Source organism: Actinokineospora sp. UV203, from assembly GCF_056323665.1.
Map to the genome: position 1 here is coordinate 1,280,975 of NZ_CM150484.1, position 22,004 is coordinate 1,302,978.

Annotated in this window: 19 protein-coding genes, 9 tRNA genes and 1 pseudogene; 10 read left to right on the forward strand and 19 right to left on the reverse strand. The window is 68.1% G+C overall.

Features of this window, described 5'->3' with window-relative positions; translation table 11 throughout:
• The first annotated feature begins 193 nt into the window (after nt 1-193).
• Complete coding sequence (locus tag ACUZ2Y_RS05615) at nt 194-5,650, forward strand: ATP-binding protein (RefSeq protein ID WP_476327585.1); 5,457 nt, start codon at nt 194-196, stop codon at nt 5,648-5,650.
• Between the two features lie 70 nt (nt 5,651-5,720).
• Here the strand turns inward: ACUZ2Y_RS05615 and ACUZ2Y_RS05620 are convergent, their stop codons facing one another.
• Complete coding sequence (locus ACUZ2Y_RS05620; RefSeq protein WP_476327587.1) at nt 5,721-6,020, reverse strand: DUF1905 domain-containing protein; 300 nt, start codon at nt 6,018-6,020, stop codon at nt 5,721-5,723.
• A gap of 100 nt (nt 6,021-6,120) precedes the next feature.
• On the opposite strand from ACUZ2Y_RS05620, the gene ACUZ2Y_RS05625 reads away from it, so the two are divergent.
• Entirely contained in the window at nt 6,121-6,585 is a 465-nt protein-coding gene (locus ACUZ2Y_RS05625) for a DUF4383 domain-containing protein (protein WP_476327589.1), read from the forward strand.
• A 30-nt stretch (nt 6,586-6,615) separates the two neighbouring features.
• Nucleotides 6,616-6,747 (forward strand): hypothetical protein, encoded by a 132-nt coding sequence (locus ACUZ2Y_RS05630; protein ID WP_476327591.1) that lies wholly within the window; start codon nt 6,616-6,618, stop codon nt 6,745-6,747.
• Nucleotides 6,748-6,775: 28 nt separating this feature from the next.
• Here the strand turns inward: ACUZ2Y_RS05630 and ACUZ2Y_RS05635 are convergent, their stop codons facing one another.
• From ACUZ2Y_RS05635 to ACUZ2Y_RS05655, 5 genes are all read right to left on the reverse strand, one after another.
• The gene (locus ACUZ2Y_RS05635; protein ID WP_476327593.1) at nt 6,776-6,985 is read right to left on the reverse strand and encodes a hypothetical protein; all 210 of its coding nucleotides are present in this window, start codon (nt 6,983-6,985) and stop codon (nt 6,776-6,778) included.
• A 203-nt stretch (nt 6,986-7,188) separates the two neighbouring features.
• Complete coding sequence (locus tag ACUZ2Y_RS05640; RefSeq protein WP_476327595.1) at nt 7,189-7,962, reverse strand: lysostaphin resistance A-like protein; 774 nt, start codon at nt 7,960-7,962, stop codon at nt 7,189-7,191.
• Between the two features lie 296 nt (nt 7,963-8,258).
• Nucleotides 8,259-8,329 (reverse strand) — tRNA-Cys (locus ACUZ2Y_RS05645).
• A 137-nt stretch (nt 8,330-8,466) separates the two neighbouring features.
• Nucleotides 8,467-8,537, reverse strand: a tRNA-Asn gene (locus ACUZ2Y_RS05650).
• Between the two features lie 10 nt (nt 8,538-8,547).
• Nucleotides 8,548-8,619, reverse strand: a tRNA-Arg gene (locus ACUZ2Y_RS05655).
• Between the two features lie 181 nt (nt 8,620-8,800).
• On the opposite strand from ACUZ2Y_RS05655, the gene ACUZ2Y_RS05660 reads away from it, so the two are divergent.
• Nucleotides 8,801-9,709, forward strand: a complete 909-nt coding sequence (locus ACUZ2Y_RS05660) for a hypothetical protein (RefSeq protein ID WP_476327597.1) — start codon at nt 8,801-8,803, stop codon at nt 9,707-9,709.
• Here ACUZ2Y_RS05660 and ACUZ2Y_RS05665 read toward each other — a convergent pair.
• The 5 genes from ACUZ2Y_RS05665 to ACUZ2Y_RS05685 form a co-directional block, all read right to left on the reverse strand.
• Nucleotides 9,681-10,556: an aldo/keto reductase gene (locus ACUZ2Y_RS05665; RefSeq protein WP_476327599.1), complete on the reverse strand. Its 876-nt coding sequence runs from the start codon at nt 10,554-10,556 to the stop codon at nt 9,681-9,683. The genes ACUZ2Y_RS05660 and ACUZ2Y_RS05665 overlap by 29 nt on opposite strands.
• Complete coding sequence (locus ACUZ2Y_RS05670; RefSeq protein ID WP_476327601.1) at nt 10,472-11,692, reverse strand: JmjC domain-containing protein; 1,221 nt, start codon at nt 11,690-11,692, stop codon at nt 10,472-10,474. Before ACUZ2Y_RS05670 ends, ACUZ2Y_RS05665 begins: the two co-directional genes overlap by 85 nt.
• A 75-nt stretch (nt 11,693-11,767) precedes the next feature.
• Complete coding sequence (locus ACUZ2Y_RS05675) at nt 11,768-11,908, reverse strand: hypothetical protein (protein WP_476327604.1); 141 nt, start codon at nt 11,906-11,908, stop codon at nt 11,768-11,770.
• A gap of 192 nt (nt 11,909-12,100) precedes the next feature.
• Nucleotides 12,101-12,514, reverse strand: coding sequence for a hypothetical protein (locus ACUZ2Y_RS05680; protein WP_476327606.1), 414 nt, complete (start codon nt 12,512-12,514; stop codon nt 12,101-12,103).
• 694 nt (nt 12,515-13,208) lie between these two features.
• The gene (locus ACUZ2Y_RS05685; protein WP_476327608.1) at nt 13,209-13,574 is read right to left on the reverse strand and encodes a hypothetical protein; all 366 of its coding nucleotides are present in this window, start codon (nt 13,572-13,574) and stop codon (nt 13,209-13,211) included.
• A 406-nt stretch (nt 13,575-13,980) separates the two neighbouring features.
• On the opposite strand from ACUZ2Y_RS05685, the gene ACUZ2Y_RS05690 reads away from it, so the two are divergent.
• Entirely contained in the window at nt 13,981-14,862 is an 882-nt protein-coding gene (locus ACUZ2Y_RS05690) for a helix-turn-helix domain-containing protein (RefSeq protein ID WP_476327610.1), read from the forward strand.
• A 12-nt stretch (nt 14,863-14,874) separates the two neighbouring features.
• Complete coding sequence (locus ACUZ2Y_RS05695; RefSeq protein ID WP_476327612.1) at nt 14,875-15,069, forward strand: DUF397 domain-containing protein; 195 nt, start codon at nt 14,875-14,877, stop codon at nt 15,067-15,069.
• A 56-nt stretch (nt 15,070-15,125) separates the two neighbouring features.
• On the opposite strand, the gene ACUZ2Y_RS05700 is transcribed toward ACUZ2Y_RS05695, so the two are convergent.
• On the reverse strand, nt 15,126-15,518 hold the full coding sequence (locus ACUZ2Y_RS05700) for a hypothetical protein (RefSeq protein WP_476327614.1): 393 nt from the start codon (nt 15,516-15,518) through the stop codon (nt 15,126-15,128).
• A gap of 68 nt (nt 15,519-15,586) precedes the next feature.
• On the opposite strand from ACUZ2Y_RS05700, the pseudogene ACUZ2Y_RS05705 reads away from it, so the two are divergent.
• A pseudogene (locus tag ACUZ2Y_RS05705) lies at nt 15,587-15,988 on the forward strand (recombinase family protein); the annotation flags it as partial.
• Nucleotides 15,989-16,583: 595 nt separating this feature from the next.
• On the opposite strand, the gene ACUZ2Y_RS05710 reads toward ACUZ2Y_RS05705, so the two are convergent.
• The 7 genes from ACUZ2Y_RS05710 to ACUZ2Y_RS05740 all read right to left on the reverse strand — a co-directional run bounded on the left by ACUZ2Y_RS05710 (nt 16,584) and on the right by ACUZ2Y_RS05740 (nt 19,144).
• Nucleotides 16,584-16,660: transfer RNA gene (locus tag ACUZ2Y_RS05710), tRNA-Lys, on the reverse strand.
• A gap of 24 nt (nt 16,661-16,684) precedes the next feature.
• A tRNA-Ser gene (locus tag ACUZ2Y_RS05715) sits at nt 16,685-16,771 on the reverse strand.
• 33 nt (nt 16,772-16,804) lie between these two features.
• Nucleotides 16,805-16,877, reverse strand: a tRNA-Thr gene (locus ACUZ2Y_RS05720).
• A 112-nt stretch (nt 16,878-16,989) separates the two neighbouring features.
• A tRNA-Glu gene (locus ACUZ2Y_RS05725) sits at nt 16,990-17,061 on the reverse strand.
• 22 nt (nt 17,062-17,083) lie between these two features.
• A tRNA-Gly gene (locus ACUZ2Y_RS05730) sits at nt 17,084-17,156 on the reverse strand.
• A gap of 34 nt (nt 17,157-17,190) precedes the next feature.
• Nucleotides 17,191-17,263 (reverse strand) — tRNA-Arg (locus ACUZ2Y_RS05735).
• A 606-nt stretch (nt 17,264-17,869) separates the two neighbouring features.
• Nucleotides 17,870-19,144: an MFS transporter gene (locus ACUZ2Y_RS05740; RefSeq protein WP_476327616.1), complete on the reverse strand. Its 1,275-nt coding sequence runs from the start codon at nt 19,142-19,144 to the stop codon at nt 17,870-17,872.
• A gap of 337 nt (nt 19,145-19,481) precedes the next feature.
• Between ACUZ2Y_RS05740 and ACUZ2Y_RS05745 the strand changes: the two genes are divergently transcribed.
• The 3 genes from ACUZ2Y_RS05745 to ACUZ2Y_RS05755 all read left to right on the forward strand — a co-directional run bounded on the left by ACUZ2Y_RS05745 (nt 19,482) and on the right by ACUZ2Y_RS05755 (nt 21,978).
• Nucleotides 19,482-19,631 carry a hypothetical protein gene (locus ACUZ2Y_RS05745; protein WP_476327617.1) on the forward strand — a complete coding sequence of 50 codons (150 nt, stop codon included), beginning with the start codon at nt 19,482-19,484 and terminating at the stop codon, nt 19,629-19,631.
• Between the two features lie 213 nt (nt 19,632-19,844).
• Nucleotides 19,845-21,032, forward strand: a complete 1,188-nt coding sequence (locus tag ACUZ2Y_RS05750) for an NAD(P)/FAD-dependent oxidoreductase (protein WP_476327619.1) — start codon at nt 19,845-19,847, stop codon at nt 21,030-21,032.
• Between the two features lie 10 nt (nt 21,033-21,042).
• Nucleotides 21,043-21,978 (forward strand): sigma-70 family RNA polymerase sigma factor, encoded by a 936-nt coding sequence (locus ACUZ2Y_RS05755; protein ID WP_476327621.1) that lies wholly within the window; start codon nt 21,043-21,045, stop codon nt 21,976-21,978.
• Nucleotides 21,979-22,004 lie beyond the last annotated feature (26 nt).

Below are 22,004 nucleotides of genomic sequence, written 5' to 3' on the forward strand. Positions count from 1 at the left end.
AGGAAACCAGACACCTGCGTCACACCGCCGCGGCAAGTGAACCGGGTAGCCCGCGGCACTCGCCACGGGCCCCATCCGGGGACAACGCGGATCGGGGCGCCAGGCAGAGTGGGCGCGACCTGAAGATGGGAACCGCGCCATGCCGAGCGCCACATGCTCGGAGGCCACGTCGAGGAGAGGGAAGGTCGGTCGGATGTTCCGCCGTATCGCGATCGTCAACCGTGGAGAGGCCGCGATGCGGCTCATCCATGCCGCCCGGGAGTTGGCCGCGGAGACCGGGACGGCGATCGAGACGATCGCTCTGCACACCGATGTCGACCGCAACGCCACGTTCGTCCGTGCCGCCGACGTCGCCTACAACCTGGGGCCCGCGTCGGCCCGGCCCTACCTCGACCTGAAAGTGCTCAAGCAGGCGCTGGTCGAGACCCGGCCCGACGCCGCCTGGGTGGGCTGGGGTTTCGTCGCCGAGGACCCGGCGTTCGCCTCGCTCTGCGAGGAGGTCGGCGTCACCTTCGTCGGCCCGAGCGCCGACGCGATGCGCAAACTCGGCGACAAGATCGGCGCCAAGCTGATCGCCGAGGAGGTCGGCGTACCCGTCGCACCGTGGAGCCGCGGGCCGGTGGAGTCATTGGACGCCGCGCTGGCGGCCGCGGCCGGGATCGGCTACCCGCTGATGCTCAAGGCCACCGCCGGCGGCGGCGGGCGCGGCATCCGCGTGATCACCAACGACGCCGACCTGGCCGACGCCTACGAGCGCACCAGCCAGGAGGCCGCGCGGGCGTTCGGCAGCGGAGTCGTGTTCCTGGAGCGCCTCATCACCGGCGCCCGGCACGTCGAGGTGCAGGTGATCGCGGACGGCCAGGGCACCGCGTGGGCGCTGGGCGTGCGTGACTGCTCGATCCAGCGCCGCAACCAGAAGATCATCGAAGAGTCCGCGTCCCCCGTGCTCAGCGCCGAGCAGACCGCCGAGCTCAAGTCGTCCGCCGAGCGGCTGGCCGTCGCGGTCGGCTACCGCGGCGCCGCAACCGTGGAGTTCCTGTACCACCCCGGGGACAACGTGTTCGCGTTCCTGGAGGTCAACACCCGGCTGCAGGTGGAGCACCCGATCACCGAGGCCACCACCGGGTTCGACCTGGTCAAAGCCCAACTGTGGGTCGCGGCCGGGAATCGGCTGGAGGGACAGCCACCGGTCGAGCGCGGACACGCCGTCGAGGCCCGGCTCAACGCCGAGGACCCCGACCGCGACTTCGCGCCCTCCCCCGGCCGCATCGTCCGGATGGAGCTGCCATCGGGGCCAGGGATCCGGGTGGACACCGGCGTGCGCGAGGGCGACACCATCCCCGCCGACTTCGACTCGATGATCGCGAAGATCATCGCCCACGGCCGCGACCGGACCGAGGCGCTGGGCAGGCTGCGCCACGCCATGGCCGCCACCACGGTCATCATCGACGGCGGCGCCACCAACAAGAGCTTCGTGCTCGACCTGCTCAACCAGCCCGAGGTCATCGACGCCAGCGCCGACACCGGCTGGATCGACCGGGTCCGCGGGGAAGGCAGGCTCGTCGCCCAGCGCCACTCCGCCGTCGCCATCGCCGCCGCCGCCATCCAGGCCTACGAGGAAGAAGAAGGCGTCGAACAGCAGCGCCTGCTGTCCACCGCGTTCGGCGGCCGCCCGCAGGTGCGCCACGAGAGCGGCCGCAGGCTCGACCTCAAGCTGCGGGGCGCCACGTACCGGGTCCGGGCCACCCGGGTCGGCGCGCACCGGTTCCGGGTCGGCATCGAGGCCGGGCGCGACGCCCGCACCGCCGACGTCGAACTGGACCGCTTCGACCAGCACGCCGGACGGATCCGCGTCAACGGCGTCCGCCACCGCCTGCTCCTGGGCACCGCGGGCCCGGTGGTCCTGGTCGAGGTGGACGGCGTCGCGCACCGGGTCAGCCGCGACGAGGGCGGTGTGCTGCGCTCCCCCGCTCCCGCGCTGGTCGTGGCCACTCCGGTCGCGGCCGGGTCCGAGGTGGAGGCCGGGGCACCGGTGCTGGTGCTGGAGAGCATGAAGATGGAGACGGTGCTGCGGGCGCCGTTCGCCGCCCGGATCAAGGAATGCACCGTGGCCGTGGGCAGCCTGGTGGAGACCGGCGCCCCGCTGCTGCGGCTGGAACCGCTCGCCGAGAACGGCGGCGCCAAGAACAACACGGCCGACACCGAAGAGACAGTGGACTGGGACCTCGCGGAAACCGGCCCGGATGTCTCCGCCACCGACCGCCTGCAGGACCTGTGCGGACAGCTGCTCGGCTACGACGTCGACCCCCAGGACGAGGGCAGGGTCCTGCAGGACTACCTCGCCGCGCGGGAGACGGGCGGGCGGCCGCTGGCCGCGGAAGTGCGCCTGATGACCATCTTCGCCGATCTCGCCGACCTGAGCCGCAACCGCCCGGCAGGCGAGGACATCAGCGGTGAGAGCCACCTCCACAGCGCCCGCGAGTACTTCCACACCTACCTGCAGAGCCTCGACGTGGACCGGGCCGGGCTGCCGGAGCGGTTCCAGGCCAAACTCGCCAAGGCGCTGAGCCACTACGGCGTCACCGACCTGGAACGCACCCCGGAACTCGAAGCCGCCGTGTTCCGGATCTTCCTCGCCCAGCAGCGGGCGACCACCGACGCCGGTGTCGTCGCCACCCTGCTGCGCGCCTGGCTGCGGGAGTCGCCGCCGGACGAGGCGCTGCGCGAACCTGTCGGGCTCGCCATGGAACACCTGATCGCCGCCACCCAGGTGCGGTTCCCGGTGGTCTCCGACCTGGCGCGCGGAGTCGTGTTCGCCTGGCTCGGCCAGCCGATGCTGCGCCGCAACCGGGCCCGGGTCTACGCCGACGTCCGCAAACACGTGCGGTACCTGGCCGCCCACCCGGACGCCGCGGACCGCGATGAGCGGATCGCCCAGATGGTGCGGACCACCGAACCGCTCGTGCGGGTGCTCAGCCAGTACCTCGAGCGGAACGCGCGCGACAACGCGATCATGCTGGAGGTGCTGACCCGGCGGTACTACGGCAACAAGCGCCTGGTCGACATCCAGACCAGCGTGATCTCCGACCGCACCTTCGTGACCGCCGAGCGCACCGACTTCACCGTGGTATCCACCGCGACCCGCCACGACGACCTCCCGGAGGCGTTGCGGGGCCTCGGCACCCTGGCCGCGGGCGCGGGCCCACTGGAGGCCGACCTCTACCTGGCGTGGCGCGACCAGCCGGAGGACGCCGCCGACCTGGCCGCGCGGCTGGCCGAGGTGGTCAGCGCGCACCCGCTGCCCGCGCAGGTCCGCAGGCTCACCCTCACCGTCGCGGGCCGCGGCGGCGACGTCATGCACCAGCACATCACTTTCCGCCCGACGGACAGTGGGTCGGACAGTGGAATGGCCGAGGACCGGCTGATCCGCGGCCTGCACCCCTACATCGCCCAGCGGATGCAGCTGGAACGGCTGCGCGAGTTCGACCTCACCCGGCTGCCGTCGGCCGACGAGGACGTGTACCTGTTCCACTGCCTCGCCCGGGAGAACCGCGCCGACGAGCGGCTGGTGGCCTTCACCCAGGTCCGGGACCTGGTGGGGCTACGCGACCACGACGGCAGGCTGGTGGCCCTGCCGACCGCGGAGAACACCCTCGCGACCTGCCTGGACTCGATCCGCCGGGCCCAGGAGCGGCGGCCCGCGGCGGCACGGTTCAACACCAACCGGATCGTGGTCTACGTCTGGCAGACCAGCGACATCACCCCAGCCGAGCTGGAGCAGCTGGCCAACCGGATCATGCCCACCACCGCGGGGGCGTGCCTGGAGGAGATCGAGTTCATCCTCCGGCAGCGCAACCCGAAAACCGGTGACCTGGTGCGGATGGCGCTGCGGATCTCGTTCGACGCCACCGGCCGCCCGGCTCTCACCATCGGCGAGCCGTCCGACGAGCCGGTCCTGCCGCTGGACAGCTACCGGCAGAAGGTGGTGCGGGCCAGCAGCCGCAACACGGTGTACCCCTACGAGATCACCAGCATGATCGGCGAGTTCACCGAGTACGACCTGGACGGCAACCACACGCTGGTGCCGGTGGACCGGCCCAGGGGGAAGAACACCGCCGCCATCGTCGCGGGCGTCGTCCGCACCCCGACCGCGCGGCACCCGCAGGGTGTCACCCGCGTCGTGCTGCTCGGCGACCCGACCACCTCGCTCGGCGCGCTGGCCGAACCGGAGTGCCGCCGGGTGATCGCCGCGCTGGACCTGGCTGAACAGCTCCAGGTCCCGGTGGAGTGGTACACGGTGTCCTCCGGCGCCCGGATCTCCATGGAATCGGGCACCGAGAACATGGACTGGGTGGCCGCCGCGCTCAAGCGGATCGTCACGTTCACCCAGGACGGCGGCGAGATCAACATCGTGGTCGCGGGCATCAACGTCGGCGCCCAGCCGTACTGGAACGCCGAGGCCACGATGCTCATGCACACCAAGGGCATCCTGGTGATGACACCGGACTCGGCCATGGTGCTCACCGGCAAGCAGTCGCTGGACTTCTCCGGCGGTGTCTCCGCCGAGGACAACTTCGGCATCGGCGGCTACGACCGGGTGATGGGCCCCAACGGGCAGGCCCAGTACTGGGCGTCGGACCTGGCCGCGGCCAGGGACCTGCTGATGACGTACTACGACCACACCTATGTCGCCCCGGGTGAGGACGGGCCGCGCCGGGTGGAGACCACCGACCCGCGCGACCGCGACGTCACCGGCTACCCACACCGGGCGCCGGGCAGCGACTTCACCAGCGTCGGGCAGATCTTCTCCGCCGAGACGAACCCGGACCGGAAGAAGGCCTTCGACATCCGGGTCGTGATGCGGGCGCTGTCCGACCAGGACCGGCCGGTGCTGGAACGCTGGGCGGGCATGGCCGACGCCGAGACGGCCGTCGTGCAGGACGCGCACCTGGGCGGCATCCCGGTCTGCCTGGTGGGGATCGAGTCGCGGTCGGTGCAGCGCCGCGGCTTCCCGCCCACCGACGGCCCGGACACCTACACCTCGGGCACGTTGTTCCCGAAGTCGTCGAAGAAGGTGGCCCGGGCGATCAACGCGGCGAGCGGCAACCGGCCGCTGGTGGTGCTGGCGAACCTGTCCGGATTCGACGGCTCACCGGAGTCGATGCGCAAACTCCAGCTGGAGTACGGCGCGGAGATCGGGCGGTCGATCGTGAACTTCCGCGGACCGATCGTGTTCTGCGTGATCTCCAGGTACCACGGTGGCGCGTTCGTGGTGTTCTCCAAGGCGCTCAACCCGAACATGACGGTCCTCGCATTGGAGGGCTCGTTCGCGTCCGTGCTCGGCGGCGCCCCCGCCGCGGCGGTCGTGTTCACCCGCGACGTCACAGCCCGCATCGCGGCCGACCCGCGGATGCGGGACCTGGAGGCCCGCAGCGCGGCCGCCACCGGCGCGGACCGCGCGGCGCTGACCGCGGAACTGGACGAGCTGCGCGCCACGGTCCGGGCCGAGAAACTCGGTGAGGTCGCGGGCGAGTTCGACCGGGTCCACAACATCGGGCGTGCGGTCGAAGTCGGTTCGGTCGACGCCGTGATCCGGGCCGCTGAGCTGCGGCCGCGGGTCATCGAGGCGATCGAAGCCCGGTTGGCGTAGGCGGGTTCCGGGATGAGCGGGCGGCTCCGTCTCGCTCATCCCGGACCGTCGCGGTCGCGTGACCATAGGGTCAGAGGTCGAGCACTTCCAGTGAGACCGCCGCGACGTCGCCCGCGTCGAGCCCCTCGGCGCGGCGCACGGCGCGTTTGACCGGCAGCACGTAGACGCCGCGACCGCTGTCCGGGAAGACCGACGTCGTCCAGGTGGTGGCGCCCACCGTGACCCGAACCCGCACCGAGCCGAACCCGCGCCGCGGGCCGGTGACGGCGCGGATCTCCTCGGACGCGCCTTCGGGCAGGCTCACAAACGTCCAGCTGTCCACGCGCCGGGCATCCCACTCCCAGAGCTCGGCATCGAAGTCCACCACCACGGTCGCACCATCGCACAGGCCACCGACAATTCCGCGACTTTCGCCGCGGCCCCGCCGGGCGCACGATGGAGGGACACACGAGGTCAGGGAGGCGATGGCGATGGCACACGCGCACACACACCACATCCCAGCCGCCGACGAGGCGGCCGCCCGGGGGTTCGCCCGGGAAGCCGCGTTCTTCCTCGGTCTGGTCTTCATCGCGCTGGGCGTGGCGGGCTTCGTGCCCGCGACGGTCACCAACCACGAGACCATGGGTTTCGCGGGACCCGAGCGGCCGGGGCTGCTGTTCGGGCTGTTCGCCGTGTCCGTTCTGCACAACCTGATGCACATCGGGTTCGGCCTCGCCGGGGTGGTGCTGTCCCGCGCCACCACGGCAGCCAGGCTGTACCTGGTCGGCGGCGGCGGGCTCTTGATGTTGTTCGGCGGGTACGGCCTCATCGTCGCCGACGGCAGTGCGGCCAACTTCATCCCCACCAACACCGCCGACGACGTGCTGCACCTGACCTTCGGCGCCACGATGCTGATCCTGGAATGGGTCAGCGCCCCACCGGACGGCAGGGACTAAGAAGACGAACGCGTATCGGAAGGGGTTGTGATGAGCACGCTTCCGCAGGACTCAGGAGAAGAACAGCGGCTGGAAACCCTCCACGAGCACGTCCGCACAGACGGCGAGATCGGCGTCGACGACGCACTCGGCGCCGCCGACGACCCGGACGCCCAGGGCTGACGCCCCATCGAGCGCTACTCCTGTCGCCTCACGCGGGTTCGACTTTGCTCACCGCGAAGGGAATGCCCTCCTGGCAGTAGCTCACCAGGTCCGGGGCGGGCCTGCCCTCGACAACCACCTCCGTGCCCATGGGCACCACCAGGCCCGCACCGGCGAGCAACAGGTACTGACCGCCGTCGGTCGTCAACACCCGGCAACCCGCTTCCACACCCTCCTGCACGACGCCCCGCAGCCTCATCAACGGCTCCGACGAAGTCGTGGGCGCCGAGGCCGTGGCTGACGACGGTGGCAGCGGCGTTGGCGACGGCGTTGGCGACGGCCCGCCCGGCGGGGAGCCCGCGGATCCGCCACACGCCGCGAGCGCCGACACCAACGCCGCCACCACCGGCCACCACAGCTTCGACCTCATCGAAGACACCTCCACGTGCGCTGGGACAGGCCTCACCCGCCGGGAATCGCAGGCAGGGCGCCGGTCGTGATCAAGAGCAGGGCGAGCGCGGGCAGAAAGTTGTTTGTCTGGTGCGCGACGACGCTGGTGAGCAGGTTGCCGGTGAACATCCGGGCCAAGCCCACGGGGACGGAGATGACCAGCAACAGCGGTGTGCGCAGCAGTTCCATGTGGGCGATGGAGAACACCGCGCTGGTCACGGCGAAGATCACCCACCGGTTCCACCGCCAATGTTGCAGTGCGCGCCAAAGGACGCCGCGGAAAAGCACTTCCTCGGCTAGCGGCGCGAGCAGCCAGACGACCAGGAAGACCACCACCGCCGTCGCCGGGGCGAGCGTCCGACCGGCGAACGCCGCACCGACCGCGGAGTTCGCCTCGTCTCCGCCAACCCACGACGACCACACCGCCGCCGCGGGAATGGTGACGACCAGCCCACCAACCCCGATCGCGGCGCCCAAACCCACGTCACGAGGATTCCAGCGAAGGGCCAACTCGCGCGGGACCCGCGTCCGCGGTGATCCACCGCCGAGGAACGCGGTGCCCACCACCGCCGCCACCGCGGCCAACGCCGTGGGCACCACCAGCAGGGTCACCAACGCAGGCAGCGGCAGTGGCCCGTCCCCCGCCGAGAAGAGCACCAACAGCGACACCGCCGACACAAGCCACACCACCTGCGCGGCGGCGAACACGGCGAGCATCAGCAGACCGGCTCGCCGTCCCCGAGCAGGCGGCGCTTCGCACGTGGTCGACGACAATTCGTTCCGCACGCCCCTACTCTCCTACCCCGCCACTCTCCTCGCCGGGCAGCGCCTCATGCGGTGCGGCCAGGTCAGCCAGGGCGGAGCGGCCCGGGCACCGGGGGAACCGTCGGGCCGGGTCCCGGAATCGGCGGAACGGGGTCCGGCTCTGGCGGGAGTGGACGCGGCTCGGGATCCGGCGCGACCGGGTCAGGTATCGGTGGTGTGTGCTGTCGCAGGTCAGGCATGGGGCCTCCGTTCACCGTTGCTCCAACACGGGTGCCCAACAGCGCGAGCCGGGAAACACAGCGAAGCAGACACCGATGAGGCCCACCCGGGAGTCGAACCCGGTGTCGACGGCTTTGCAGGCCGCCCCACGACCGTCGTGACGTAGGCCAAGGACCGGCTCAAAGGCCGGACATTGGTCGCGCGCCCTGGTGTCGATCCAGGTGCCCGGGGTCATGAGTCCCGGGTGACTGCCGAGCCACGCGTGTGTTCGCCCCTTGCGCCGGGCACCGTCGGTGCGCGGACCCGCGCCCCCACCAGGACTCGAACCTGGTCCTCCCGGTTAACAACCGGGCGTGCGACCTGTTGCACCTCAGGGGAATGACGACGTGCCCCCAGCAGGAGTCGAACCCGCGTCCCCGGCTTCGGACGCCGGTGTCTTGTCCGTTGGACCACAGGGGCATGGCTGTGCCGAGTGGACCTAACGTCCCAGCATAAGAACTCTGCCGAGGTGACCGCCGAAGGTCCAGAAGTGCAGGTCAAGGCCGTGCACACGCGGTCATCGGTGCGCCCCGATGACTGACCGGCAGGCCGTCAGCTCAGCTCCGGGCGGTGGGATCACCGGTCTCAGGTGGCACCCCACGTGATCGAACTGATCACCCACCAAATGGCTGAGAGTGACCAGGGACACGCTAAAGTTCACAGAGTGGACTTTGACGGTTACAACCTGCGCGCACAGCAGTACGACGACGCCATCGAGATCGTAGAGAAGGCTTTCGGCCTGTCGCTGGACCGAGCGGGAAGCGCCTTCGGCACGCAAGGTGCGACGGTTGGCTTCCCGAGCAGTGACGGCACGTGGGTCCACCTGACCTGGCGCGCGCCCGCTGACGCTCATGACTCCTGGGCCGGGCCGGAGATGGCCTCAACGATCGTCGGCGTCCATAAGCCCAGGCTGTTCCGCTCGCACCGTTGGCTTGATGACGCCAGGGGCGTGGTGTGGCGCGCAGACGAAACGGAGTTGGTCAAGTCGGCCGCGGTGGACAGCTCGGGCGTGATTACTGCCGAACCTGCGCTCGATGATCGCTGGTGGGGTGACCTGACGACCTCGGTGGGAGCGCTGTCCGGTCACGAAACCGGCCGCGTGACGATGACGCAGAGCCATCTGACGAAGCGGATCGACCAGGTCTTCGGCGATCGCAGCGTTGACACGACGGTCACCGAGTGGACCACAGCGCACGGGGATCTGCACTGGGGAAACATCACCGCGCCGGACTGCTGCATCCTTGACTGGGAGAGCTGGGGTTCCGCACCGCGTGGGCTCGATGCCGCGACGCTGTGGGGTCATTCACTCCGGGTGCCGGAAGTCGCAGATCGTGTTCAGCGTGAGTTCGCTGATGATCTGGGATCACGGTCGGGCCTGCTCGCGCAGTTGCTGTTCTGCTCGAACGTGATCCGCTTGTCCAAGAACAAGCCGACCCCCGGTCCCTTGGTGGAGCCTGCGCTCCGCGAGTCCGAGCGGCTGCTCAGCTCGCTGGTTGCGGCGCCCGCGTAGCTCTCGATCGCAGCAGGTCGCGGTAGGCCGCGATCTTGTCCATGTCGGGCCTCATGGTCGCGGCCGTTACCAGTTCTACGAGATGATCAGGGTTGTCGGTGCCCACGACCACCTGGTCCACTCGCGGAAGTTCCCCCGCGACACGGAACGCTGCCTGCCGCACCGAGCACTCCTCGTCCATGAACATCCGGCTGTCGACCTTCGTCCAGATCGCCGAATCGGCGTCGCCGCCGAACGGGCTCATACCCCACACCTCGTTCACGCTGAGCTGGCGAGCAAGGCGTTCACCCGCGTCCAATTCCCTGCCGCTCACCAGCAGGCCAGCTCGAACCATCGCGATGTGCGGCCTCGGCCGGTGGACCTTAGGGATCTCGGCCACGACTCGCAGAACCCGGTCCGCGTGCCAGGTGGAGATTCCCCAGGATGCCGCGAGCCCCGACGCGACAACTCCCTCCAACGCCGCTGCCGCTGCGGCGAACTGATCCATTGCCTCGTCCAGCGACAACGTCTCCAGCGTGCGTTCGGGGTTGTGCAGGAGAACGACAGCCGGAACCTGGCCCAGGTCGTCAACTGCACGTTGGACGGCCTCAGTGAGCATGTCCGGTGCCAGCGAATGATCGGGTCCGGCAGCACCTTCACCTGGGAAGAATCCGACTTTGGTCGAGATGTCGAACTCGGCTAGCACATCCCCGGCGACGCGGCGGAGCGTGCGATGAGACCCGAACTGGTGATAGTTGTACGCGGTGTCGAGCGTGCGGACTCCTAGGCGGTGAGCTGCGTCGAAGATGGCAGATGGGTGACGAGACCGGTATAGCCCGAGGACAACTCCGGGGTCAGCGGCGCGCAAATCTTCTCCTTCAACAGCACATTGGCGAGTTGTGAAACGTCGAGGCCGGTCGCGGACTCAAGTTCCGCCAGGTCGACGGGGTGACCGGACAGCAGCGCGTCGAGAGCCGGGCGCGCGGCGGCGGCAAACGTGAGCTTGCGTCCGGCGACCAGTACCTCAATCGCACCGCTCGCCGCCTCGCGGATCTGGGGCTCGAAACTTGAGACGCAGACGATCGACTTCTCCGCGCCGAGGAAGTCGAGCATGGGGACGTGCCTGCCGACACTGTGCTCGACCTCGCGAGCAGCCAGGAAGGCTTCCGGTGAGAACTCACGAGTCAGGGGTGTGATCGCCTTGATCAGCTCGTCGGCCTGACTCGACAACGCACTTCGGTCAAGGTCGTGCCGGAATGCCTCAATGCGACGCGAGTTGTCGGCGAGCCAAGTCAGCCAGTGCACGCCGGTCCGTTTCGAGATCCCGAACGTCGCGTGGAGGCTCACACCATCCCCGAGTTCAGCTCGACTGGCTCGGTGCCAGAAACCACGCGGTACGTTCATGACCTCGCCAGCTCGCAAGGTGCCCTTCCACACCACCTCCTCCGGCGGCGCATCGTTCGGCGCAGCATCGCGGTACATGGGCGCGACACGAGGACAGGTGCGGACCTCCCAGTCCTTCTCGCCGGCGAGCTGAACCACGACCACCTCGTGGTCGTCCCAATGCAACGGAAAGCCGTCTGTCGCATGGGTTGTCAGATACGTGTTCACCTGTACCTGTTCGTGCGACCACCACTGGAGAGCGCGACAAGCTGCCTCCAAGGTCGGGTCGAACACGTCGGCCTGATCGAGGACCATCGTGCACCCGGACTCCAGCAAGTTGCCGAGCCGGGACATGTTCGCCATCCGAATCCCTTGTCCACGGCGGTTCGCCGTGTCGTCAAGGAATCGAGCGGGGTGGATCTCGTTGCCGTCTTGGAACACGCGCAACTGCGGAGCGGACAGGCTCCGACGCATCACGAGGTCGAGCAGTCGGCTCGGTGTCAGCAGGCGTGCGCGGAGCCCTGCATCAGGCAGGGCTCCGCGCACGAATCCGGTGCCCAACTCTTCTGGCCCGGCCCAACCAAGCGCCTTCACAATTCCATCTACGAGAGCGTGCTTCATGTCTGTCCCTTGGATAACTCGGGCCGTGTCGAAGGAGTCGAGCTAGCTCATCAGTCGGACGCCCCTACGGGGCGGCTACTCGGGGTGGTTCAGCTTGTCGGCTCCTTGACCGTCGTCGCCGGTGGAGGTACCGGTGGAGTCGGAGTGCGCGAAGTCGTACCGGTCGTGAACCTGCTCCAGGCTCTCGACGGCGAGCACCAGCGGGTCATTGATCATGGTGACGTGATCCTTTCTGTCGAATCGAGCATGTCGGTGTTGAGCGCTTGACGGGACCACTGATCGGCTGACGCTGACTACGAGAGTGCGTAGTCAGGCACCAACCGGAGGCGGCGGCCTTGCGCTCCAAAGATCCATCTGAGTGAACTCACCTCCCCTCTGTGCGACCTGCGACCAACGGCTATACGCGGTTCATCGAAGAACGGCCAAGTGGGTCGACGGTCGGGTTCGGCGGATGTCAGGCGGCCGTGGCAGCGCGAGCAGTTCGTCAATGACGGCAAGGTCTCCGACATTCGCCCATACCACGGGAGGCTCTTCGTCACCCCAATACGGAATGACCATCTGATCGAGAACCCGTGCAGCACTCACGCAGTCGAACGCTCGAATGACTGCACTGTCGATCATTCCCATCCAGTAACGCACGGCGTAGAGACCATCGACCCGTCCTGTCAGGCCCGGAAGCGGCGACAATTTGTATCCCTCCCGGCGTAGCCGATCGACCCGCGAGGCAACCCGCGAGTGGTCTGACGCAGCAAGAACCACGGGCTCATCCGCGACCGGTCCATCCATTTTGGACAGATCGCCGTGGATCATCTGGCGTTCCATCAGACGATCCCTCCGATTCGCTTGGCAGCATCACTGCACTCGACGCATCGCCCATGCGTCGTGGCTGGGTCCGCAGGTGCCGAACGAAGCCAAGACCCGCACACAGCCACGAGCACAGGACCGTGCTGCTCGCCTCGGTCCAACACACGCGGTCGGCCATCGCACGTTTCCAGCAAGTGCACCTGCTCAGGGCGGAAGTAGCCGCGTTCCCAGGTCTGTTCCGGGACCACGATTCTCATAACCGGTCGTTCCCTTTCCGCGATGGATTGTGGGACCCGCACGACGTCGCCACCCCGTCGTGCGGGTCCTGCGAGGAGCAGTCAGCGGCGACCTGGCTGGGGTGTGGCCGCCGCGCACTCCCGACTCCTCGCCGTATCCACGCAGCGGCCGAGAGTGCATTCGGCGCGGAGTGATCGAGTCCGCTGCTGCGTGCCCGCCGGATTCGGGGTACGCACGTCGTTGTGCGTCTCCGGCGGCGGTGGTGGAACGCCCGGCGGGCAGCGGCGCGTCAAGATGTCTCGACTGCCCGCCGGGCTGTCTGAAGAAATGCCATGACGCGGTCGCCAAGCATCGGCCCGCCTGCATCGGTCCAACCGGCGACTTTCGGCCAAGCGGGCGAGGAGAACGACGCCCGCAACGACCAACGAAATCATCAACAGCGCGCTGATCGCCGTCAGCAGGATGGGAAGCACACTCATACGACGCCTCCCACGGTGCTGGGAATCAACGCCACCGGGCGACCTGAGAACAGGACCCTTTGCTGCCGCTCGGCATGAGCGTCCGCAAGTTGGATGAGGTCGAGCATCGACAACAGCGCCGCGCCTTGGGCGGTAAGCAACGCGCGGCAGGTGATGAACCCGGAGTCGGCAATGCTGACGAAGCGCACATATGAGTCCGCCATCGCAACATCCAGGTGGGGATACAGCCAAAGTTGAAGTGGGCGTCCGCCGTCGTAGACCGTTTGGTCAGCGCGTAGCCAACGAAGTCTCTGATCGCGTGCTCGCTTGAGCACGAGCCACAGACCCAACCGCGGCGAGATCGTCAACTCGCCCGCGCTCATGACGTCGCTCCCTGACGAACGGCCCGCCCGGTCCTGAGGAATCTTGGAGCAGGACCGGGCGAGCCGTCGCGGAGCGCGCGAGACACGCCAGCCCGAAGGTGACCGGCTGATCGCGTCGATGTGTGCATCGCACTCCTTGAGAACGCACGACGGTCCGACACACCCTCGGCGCAGGCGCGAACCCGCTCCCGTCGTGCGACATCGGCGATAGGCCAGCGGTCGCCGCTTGCCCTCTCCCTCGACCACCCCACCGCAAACCTCCCGATGCGTTCTAGTTGCACCGAGCTTCTTCGCAAAATTGCACGAGCGCAAATACACTCGACTCGAAAAATTGCAGATCACTCGAATGGCGTACCTTGGGCGCGCTAATGTTCGGTGCCTGCTACAGGCTGCTGTCGACTACGAGATGCGCCAGGAGGCACACGTGCCGAAGAAAGACGGACCCAGCGTCCGCCAACGCCGGGTTGGCCGGACCCTTCGGAAGTGGCGCACGGATCGGGGACTCAAGCTGGAGCAGGTGACCAAGCCGCTGAAGTGGTCGGAGTCGAAGCTCAGCAGGTTGGAACGCGCGGAGTTGATCGCTGGTCCGGCGGAGATCATCGCACTCGCAACGATCATTGGCATCGGGGAAGACGACCGCGACCGCACCGTCCGGCTGGCCGTTGCCGCCACGGACAGTCAAGACGAGTGGGGAACCTACAGCCCCGACAGCTTGCGTGGAGACTTCAAGGACTTCGTTGAAGACGAGGCCGACGCTTTCGAGGTGCGCACAGTCGAGACCGTGCTGATCACCGGACTTCTTCAGACGGCCGGATACTCGGAAGCGCTGCTCGGCGTCCGAGGGTCGGAGATACCTGAGGACATCGTGGCCGAGCGGCGCAGCCTTCGACAGAAACGCCAAGCGCGGCTGGACGATCCGACGGAGCCGATTCGTCTGCACACGATCCTGCATGAGCCGTCCCTGCACCTGCCGATCGGCGGGCACGATGTTATGGCCGCCCAGCTTGATCATCTACTCAAGCGCGGAGCACAGGACAACATCATCGTGCAGGTCCTGCCATCGACGCTGGGCGCCTTCCCGGGAATCGGAACGGCCTACCACCTGATCTACTTCGAGCCGGACGCACCCACGGCCGCTTACGTGGAGGGGTTGCAGGACGGCGCGTACATCGAGGACGAAGATCGGCTCTCTGGCTATAGCCTTACCTTTGACCGCCTGCGCGAACAGGCGCTCAATCCAGAGGAATCGGCTCGGCGGATCACCGAGATCATGAGGGCCTGGAGGTAGAGGGAGCTGACCATGTCTACGGCCGACATCGCCCAGACAAGATGGCGCAAGAGTAGCTACAGCAACGAGAACCAGGCGTGCGTCGAGATCGCCCTCGCCACGACCGAAGCGGGCGTCCGGGACTCCAAGAGTCCCACTGGCGGCGCGCTCGCATTCCCGAGGACTGCCTGGGAGACGTTTCGGTCGCGCATCACCTGCAAATCATGACTGCGCAACTCGCCCACTGATCGAACTGTCACAGCCGAGAGGACAACGGGGTGGCCTCAGGCAGGCCGCCCCGTTCGTTCATCCGGCGAGTCGGGTTCCCGGGGGATGGACAGGAACTGATCGTCGCCGCGTCGCGGCGCGCGTGCGCGCCGGTCGCCGAACATGGTGACGTACCAGTTGCGACTGGGATCGTCTGAGCGCAGGCTGCGGTCCAGGGACGCCAGAGCGATCAGCTGTTGAACGATGTCGTTGATCAGTTTCGCGAGGTCGTGGCCGATGGTGGTTCCCTCACGGATGAGGACGGCGTGTGACTGGTCGTCATCGTCGGTGAGCACTTGAAGAGGCTCCTGTTCCGACAACGCCCATCGTGGGACGACGACGATCACGGGGTGTTCATCCACGGTCTCGAAAAGCCGCGAAAGGCAAATGGCGCGGCGGACGCCGATCATTCGGCTACCAGATCAGCGACAACTCCTACCTCATCCCCGACCCGGCCGAAGCCGCCGTGGTCGAGCTGGTGTTCGACCTCTACATCCGCGACCGGCTCGGCTCCAACACCATCGCCGCCAGCCTCAACGAACGCGGCCTGCGCACCACCACCGGCAACATCTGGTCCAAGGTCCAGATCCTGCGGATGCTCACCAACCGCGTCTACCTCGGCGAGATCACCTTCCGCGACATCACCGTCCCCGACGCCCACCCCCCGATCATCACCGCCGACGTGTTCGACCAAGCCGCGCGCATCCTCGAAACCCGTGGCGAGACACCCTCACACCGCGCCACCAACAGCAGCGACTACCTGGCCACCGGCCGCATCACCTGCCCGCGATGCGACAAGCCCATGATCGGCACCCGCGCCACCGGCAAAACCAAGACCTACCGCTACTACACCTGCTGGAACCGCAACCGCTACGGCACCGCCAAATGCGACTACCCCCGCCTCAACGCAGACGGCCTCGACGCCGCCATCCTGGAAGCCACCGCCCGGTTCTACAGCAGCCGCCACGACCTCATCGCCGAAGCCGTCACCGACGCCGCCAACCGACACGACGCCGCCCACGGACACAACACCGCCGAACTCGACCGCATCCACACCGACCTCGCCAAGATCACCGCAAAGGTCAACCGCTACCTCGACGCCTTCGAGGACGACCAGATGGAAGCCGACGACGAGGACATCAAAGCCCGCCTCACCAAGCTGCGCGACCAGAAGAAACAACTCCGTGTCCGCCGGGACGACCTCACCGCCGAACTCGACAACCGACCAGCCCAACCCGACGCCGCCACCCTGGACGACGTCTCCGACCACATCACCGCCGTCATCACCGAGGGCGACTATCACCAGCAGAAAGCCCTCGTGGAAGCCCTCGTCGCCCAGATCAAGGTCACCGCACCCGACCGGATCACGCCGGTCTTCCGCATCCCACAACCCAGGCACGAAGACGAACCTGAGCGGGACGAACTCTCCCATGCCGGTCTGACCAGCACAGACAGAGTTCGCGCACCGCATACATTGGTGGACCGCCGGGGACTCGAACCCCTATCCCGCCGATTAAGAGTCGGCGGCTCTGACCAATTGAGCTGACGACCCGTGGCGCGGCGAAGGCCGCGCCGGCGGAGGATGCAGGGATCGAACCTGCGCGGCGCTCCCGCGCCGACTACCGTTTTCGAGACGGTTGCCTTCCCACTCGGCCAATCCTCCTTGTCCGACAACGGTTTCCATGTCGCCGTCTTGAGCCTGTCCCGGGACTCGAACCCGGTTCCTCCCGCTTACAAGGCGGGTGCTCGACCAGTCGAGCTCGACAGGCATAGATCATGCGTGCCTGATGGCACGTCCCCAGTTGCCCTGCCGGGAGTCGAACCAGGGGCCTCCCCGGTCGTAGTGGGGCGCTCTGTCCGTCTGAGCTACCGGGCATCGCGCAGCCGGCCAGGGACTCGAACCCTGTACTCCGCAGTGAAAGTGCGGCGGCCTAACCCACAGCCCCGCCGGCCATCAGGGGTGCTGTGCCTGTTGAGCGGTCGGCGGGCATCGAACCCGCTGCTTCGGTTTGGAAGACCGACGTGTCCGCCGAGTTCACCACGACCGCCGACACGCCGCGGGCACCCCTGTCCGCGGCGCCGTACCCCCAGCCGGAGTCGAACCGGCGCACCACGGCGTAGGAGGCCGCTGCTCTGTCCGCTGAGCTACAGGGGTGTGCGTGGTGGAGGGTGGAGTCGAACCACCTCTGCCCTCTCGGGCGCCCGGGTTACAGCCGGGTCGGGCTCCACAGCCCGTCTCCACCATGACCTGCCCCAACCCCGACGCGAGGTGGACCAGGCCGAAATGTCTGCTCCGCTGTGAAGTTGTCAAAATACGCACGCGGCACGATTGATGGCGCGATAAAGCATCGACGGAAGAAAAGGGACCGACCTACTATTTCGGGCGTAGGAAATAAAGAAGCCGCCCGATCGGTTTTCCGATGGACGGCTCCCTGACATGACGTGTCTACGCCATCGGTGGGGAGCCTGACCTGCACAGCCGCGACCGTTCGGGCCGCATGGACTCGGCGGAACAAAGATTCGACAAGCGCGCGGCAAAGATCGCGTCGCTATAGCAGCGTCGCGTTCCTCGCTTCCACATGCTCGCCATCTCAATCCCTTTCGTCGGTGTTGGAACAATAATGTCGCACGAAACCCGCCGGGTCAATCATATAAACGCCCGCGTCCCTCCGCACTCGGCGACAGACGACCTTGTGCGTCAGTGCCGAGCATCGACCTTGCGCCCCCCTGTCCGTGCGTCTGTTTGTTTTGCCGTGATGTCCTATTGCGACGGTGTCGCGGACGTGGTCGTGTCCAGAGTCCGGACGGTGGTCACCCGGGTGAGGATGAGCCAGAGCGCGGCCGTCGTGGCGCCGATTCCGCCGAAGAGCAGTGCGGCGCGTAGTCCCACCAGGGCGCCCACGGCGCCGCCTGCCAGTGCGCCGAGTGGGGCGGTCCCCCACACGGTGGTGCGGATGGTCGCGTTGACCCGGCCGTGCATGGATTCGTCGGTCAGGGTGTGGCGAATGGGGACTTGGTGGACGTTGTAGATCTGCAAGGCGAACCACAGCAGGGTCTGCGAGCCGACGACGATCACGATGGACGGTCCCGTGGCGTCTTCCGCGAAGACGATCGGTACCGAGCCGAGCCCGGCCGCCGTGATCGCGGCCGCCATCGTCCTACCCAGGCCGAAGCGCCTGCCGATTCGGGCACCGAGCATCGAGCCGATGAGTCCGCCGACGGCCCCGGCGGACAGCGTGAGGCCGAGCAGGGCGGGTGACATGGCGAGGTTCCGCGCCAGGTACAGCACCAGCACGGCCAGGTAGGCGTTGAAGAAGAAGATGTGCGTGGCCGTGCACAGAGTCACGTAGCGCAGCACTCGCGGTCCGAACACCGCCCGCGCGCCCGCGATGATCTGGCGAACCATCGACGGAGTGTCCTCGTCGCGGCGGGGGCGCTCGGTGACCCGGACGCCCGAGAGTGCCGCGGCTGCGACGAGGAAACTCAGGGCGTCGGCCAGGATGGCCAGCGGCGCGGTCAATGCCTGGACGAGCCAGCCCGACAGGGCGGGACCCGCGACCTGCGATGCCGACGCGCTGGCCTCCAGTGCGCCCTGGCCGCCGGCGAGTTGGCCACGTGGCACCACCGTCGGGACCAGGGCCAGCGCGGCAATGTCGGCGAACACGGCCAGCGCGCCCGCGGCGAACGCGACGCCGAACAGCATCGTCAGCGTCAGCAGGTCCAGTGCCGCCGCGGCGGGTACCAAGCTCAGCACCGCGGCCTGGCCGAGCCCGCAGACGATGAGCACCCGCCTGCGGGGCAGCCGGTCGACCCACACCCCGGCGGGCAGGCCGAACACCAGATACGGCACCCTGCCGCACGCGGCGAGCACGCCCATCTCCCAGGCACCCGCACCGAGGGTGAGCGCGGCGACCAGCGGCAAGGCGACAACCGTCACCTGCGATCCGACCAGCGACACACTCTGACCCGACCACAACAGCAGGAAGAACCGGTTGCGGCGCAACGGAACCGGGCCTTCATTGCCGGCCTGGGTCACCGTGGCCCGCTGACTGGGTAGCCCACCCGGGCCGGCTCGGCCCCGCGATGCGCTCGAACTCGGCGATCTGCTCGCCGGTGAGATCTTGCTGAAAGCGGCTGATCCGGCTTTCGTGCGAGGGGTTGCGCGCCGCCTCTGCGGCCGGGTGGCCCCGAGGCTTGTGGGACAGCGACGAGTGGCCCAACACCTCCGCGCGGCCGAGAACGGCGACTATCCGTCGCAGAGTGGGCTCCGTGGCACTGACCACTGACCATCTCCCCCAGACCAACTCGGTCATCAGTTTCAGTCTACGAGCGCCTCATGTCACTGCCCAACACGGCCGCTCCCCGCCGCGCTCATGGCGGGAGAGTTCGCGATCCACGTCAACGACGGCGACGTCTACAGCGTCGACGAAGGCGCGACCTGGCTGCGCGAGACCGGCTGGCGCTACCTCGATCACCGGCCGCCGGCCGGACCGATGAGCGCCATCGTCGCCGAAACCGCGTAAACCGGCACCCGCGCAAGGGCGAACGGCTCGACCGGCGCCTGGGGGTTCGCGTCAGGAGCCGTCCGCGAAAAGTGCATCGTCATTCAGCGGACATCTGTTTCGAGTGCGGGAGGTGCCCTGCTCCGGTCGTGGTGATCCACGCCATAGTCGAGCCTGTCAGGAATCCGGGGGCTGTCTCGTTCAGAGGGCGTGCGAACAGACAAGAGCAGCAACATGCGGCATCGCCTCATCGTCCTCGGAGCCGGTTACGCCGGAGCCTCCGCCGCCGGATACCTCGCCCGCCACCTGCACCCCGACGACTTCGAGATCACCGTCGTCAACGCCGAACCCGACTTCGTCGAGCGGATGCGCCTGCACCAGCTCGCGGCAGGCGCGGAACTGCGCCGCATGGGACTGGCGGAGATGTTCGCGGGCACGGGCATCCGGCTGCGGCAGGCGCACGTCACCGCGGTCGACCCGGAGCACCGGACCGTCACCGTGACCGACGGCGAACGCACCGACCACCTCGAATACGACACCCTCCTCTACTCGCTCGGCAGCACCTCCGCCGATCAGGGCGTCCCGGGGGTGGACGAGCACGCCTTCCACGTCGCCGGGCGGCAGGCGGCGCTGCGGCTGCGCGGGCGGCTGGATGGACTGGGCGAGAACGGGTCGGTGCTGGTCGTCGGCGGCAACCTGACCGCGATCGAGGTCGCCACCGAGATCGCCGAATCCAGGCCGGGGCTCAAAGTCACCCTGGCCACCACCGGCGAGCTGGGAGGTTGGCTGGGCACGAAGGCCCGACGCCACCTGCTGCGCGCCTTCGACCGGTTCGGCATCGAGGTCCACGAGCACACCACCATCGAGAAGGTCACCGCGACGGGCGCGGTCGCCGCCGACGGCACCACCTTCCGTTCCGACGCGACCCTGTGGGCGGCGGGCTTCGCCGTGCATCCCATCGCCGCCGCGAGCGGTCTCGCCGTCGAAGACGACGGCCGGATCACCGTCGACCGGATGATGCGATCGGTCTCGCACCCCACTGTCTACGCCGCCGGTGACAGCGCCCACGCCGTCGGCGGGAACGGTCGACCGCTGCCGATGTCCTGCGCCACAGCGGGATTCACCAGAATGCAGGCAACGGCCGCGATCATCGGGGACCTGACCGGTCGCGAACCCGCGAAGACCCCGCTGGCATACCTCGGCAACTGCGTCAGCCTTGGCGGCAAAGACGCGATCTTCCAGGTGGTCGACGGCGACGCGCGGTCCACTTGGTCCCTTCGCGGTCGACCGGCGGCGTGGGTCAAGGCGTTCGTGCTCAGGAACGTCGCGTGGAATATGAGCCACCCGACGTACGGATTGCCGACTCGCAAGCGCCATCTGACCACCGCGTCCGACCGGTCCACCGAGACGGTCGACGCCTAGAGTCGCCTTCATGGACGCTGCCACCGTGGCGCGGTTCGAGGCCAACCGGGACCGGTTGGCCTCGCTCGCGTACCGCCTGCTCGGCTCGGCCGCCGACGCCGAGGACGCGGTGCAGGACGCGTTCCTGCGCTGGCAGGCCGCCGACCGGGCACACATCGAGGTGCCCGAGGCGTGGCTGACCAAGGTGGTCACCAACCTGTCCCTCGACCGGCTCCGCTCGGCGAAGACGCGACACGAACGCGCGGTCGGCGACTGGCTGCCCGAACCCCTTCTCGACGGCGACCCGATGCTGGGGCCCGCCGAAACCGTCGAGCAGCGCGAATCGGTGACTTTGGCCGTGCTGACGCTGATGGAACGCCTCTCGCCGATCGAGCGGGCCGTCTACGTCCTGCGTGAGGCCTTCTCGCACAGCCACGCCGAAGTGGCCGAGATCCTCGACATCACCGAGTCCGCGAGCCAGCAGCACGCCCACCGGGCCCGCCGCCATGTCGCCGCCGAGCGCACCGTCGGTGCGGTCGACCGCGCCTCCGCGCGCCGAATCGTCGAGGCGTTCCTCGACGCCGCCTCCTCCGGCCGCACCGAACGGTTGCTGGCGTTGCTGACCGACGACGCGACCGCCGTCACCGACGGCGCCGGGTTGGCGGAGAAGCTCCTGCGATTCTCGGTTCCGGAGCGGATCGCCGCCATGGTGCGCGCCGGTTTCAAGCCGACGCCGGCGAAACGGAAGCTGGCAGGCGGCTCCCCCGCACTCCACGCGGCCATGGTCAACGGCTCCCCCGCGGTGATCGCCGCGCTCGACGGCCGCGTCCTGGGCGTGGTGATCCTGGAGGTCCGCGACGACAAGATCGCGGCCCTGCGCGCCATGGCCGCCCCGGCCAAACTCGGCCGGATCACCGAGGAATGGCGACGGAGCGAGCACGAGGATCCGCTCATCGCATCGTGGTGACTCACCTTGACAGCGCACCTGGCCTG

Excerpts from the sequence above, each read along its gene's own strand:
- ACUZ2Y_RS05615 (WP_476327585.1), top strand. The coding sequence starts at position 194 with ATGTTCCGCCGTATCGCGATCGTCAACCGTGGAGAGGCCGCGATGCGG.
- ACUZ2Y_RS05625 (WP_476327589.1), top strand. The coding sequence starts at position 6,121 with ATGGCACACGCGCACACACACCACATCCCAGCCGCCGACGAGGCGGCC.
- ACUZ2Y_RS05630 (WP_476327591.1), top strand. The coding sequence starts at position 6,616 with ATGAGCACGCTTCCGCAGGACTCAGGAGAAGAACAGCGGCTGGAAACC.
- ACUZ2Y_RS05635 (WP_476327593.1), bottom strand. The coding sequence starts at position 6,985 with ATGAGGCTGCGGGGCGTCGTGCAGGAGGGTGTGGAAGCGGGTTGCCGG.
- ACUZ2Y_RS05670 (WP_476327601.1), bottom strand. The coding sequence starts at position 11,692 with ATGAAGCACGCTCTCGTAGATGGAATTGTGAAGGCGCTTGGTTGGGCC.
- ACUZ2Y_RS05675 (WP_476327604.1), bottom strand. The coding sequence starts at position 11,908 with ATGATCAATGACCCGCTGGTGCTCGCCGTCGAGAGCCTGGAGCAGGTT.
- ACUZ2Y_RS05680 (WP_476327606.1), bottom strand. The coding sequence starts at position 12,514 with ATGGAACGCCAGATGATCCACGGCGATCTGTCCAAAATGGATGGACCG.
- ACUZ2Y_RS05685 (WP_476327608.1), bottom strand. The coding sequence starts at position 13,574 with ATGAGCGCGGGCGAGTTGACGATCTCGCCGCGGTTGGGTCTGTGGCTC.
- ACUZ2Y_RS05690 (WP_476327610.1), top strand. The coding sequence starts at position 13,981 with ATGCGCCAGGAGGCACACGTGCCGAAGAAAGACGGACCCAGCGTCCGC.
- ACUZ2Y_RS05695 (WP_476327612.1), top strand. The coding sequence starts at position 14,875 with ATGTCTACGGCCGACATCGCCCAGACAAGATGGCGCAAGAGTAGCTAC.
- ACUZ2Y_RS05700 (WP_476327614.1), bottom strand. The coding sequence starts at position 15,518 with ATGATCGGCGTCCGCCGCGCCATTTGCCTTTCGCGGCTTTTCGAGACC.
- ACUZ2Y_RS05745 (WP_476327617.1), top strand. The coding sequence starts at position 19,482 with ATGGCGGGAGAGTTCGCGATCCACGTCAACGACGGCGACGTCTACAGC.
- ACUZ2Y_RS05750 (WP_476327619.1), top strand. The coding sequence starts at position 19,845 with ATGCGGCATCGCCTCATCGTCCTCGGAGCCGGTTACGCCGGAGCCTCC.
- ACUZ2Y_RS05755 (WP_476327621.1), top strand. The coding sequence starts at position 21,043 with ATGGACGCTGCCACCGTGGCGCGGTTCGAGGCCAACCGGGACCGGTTG.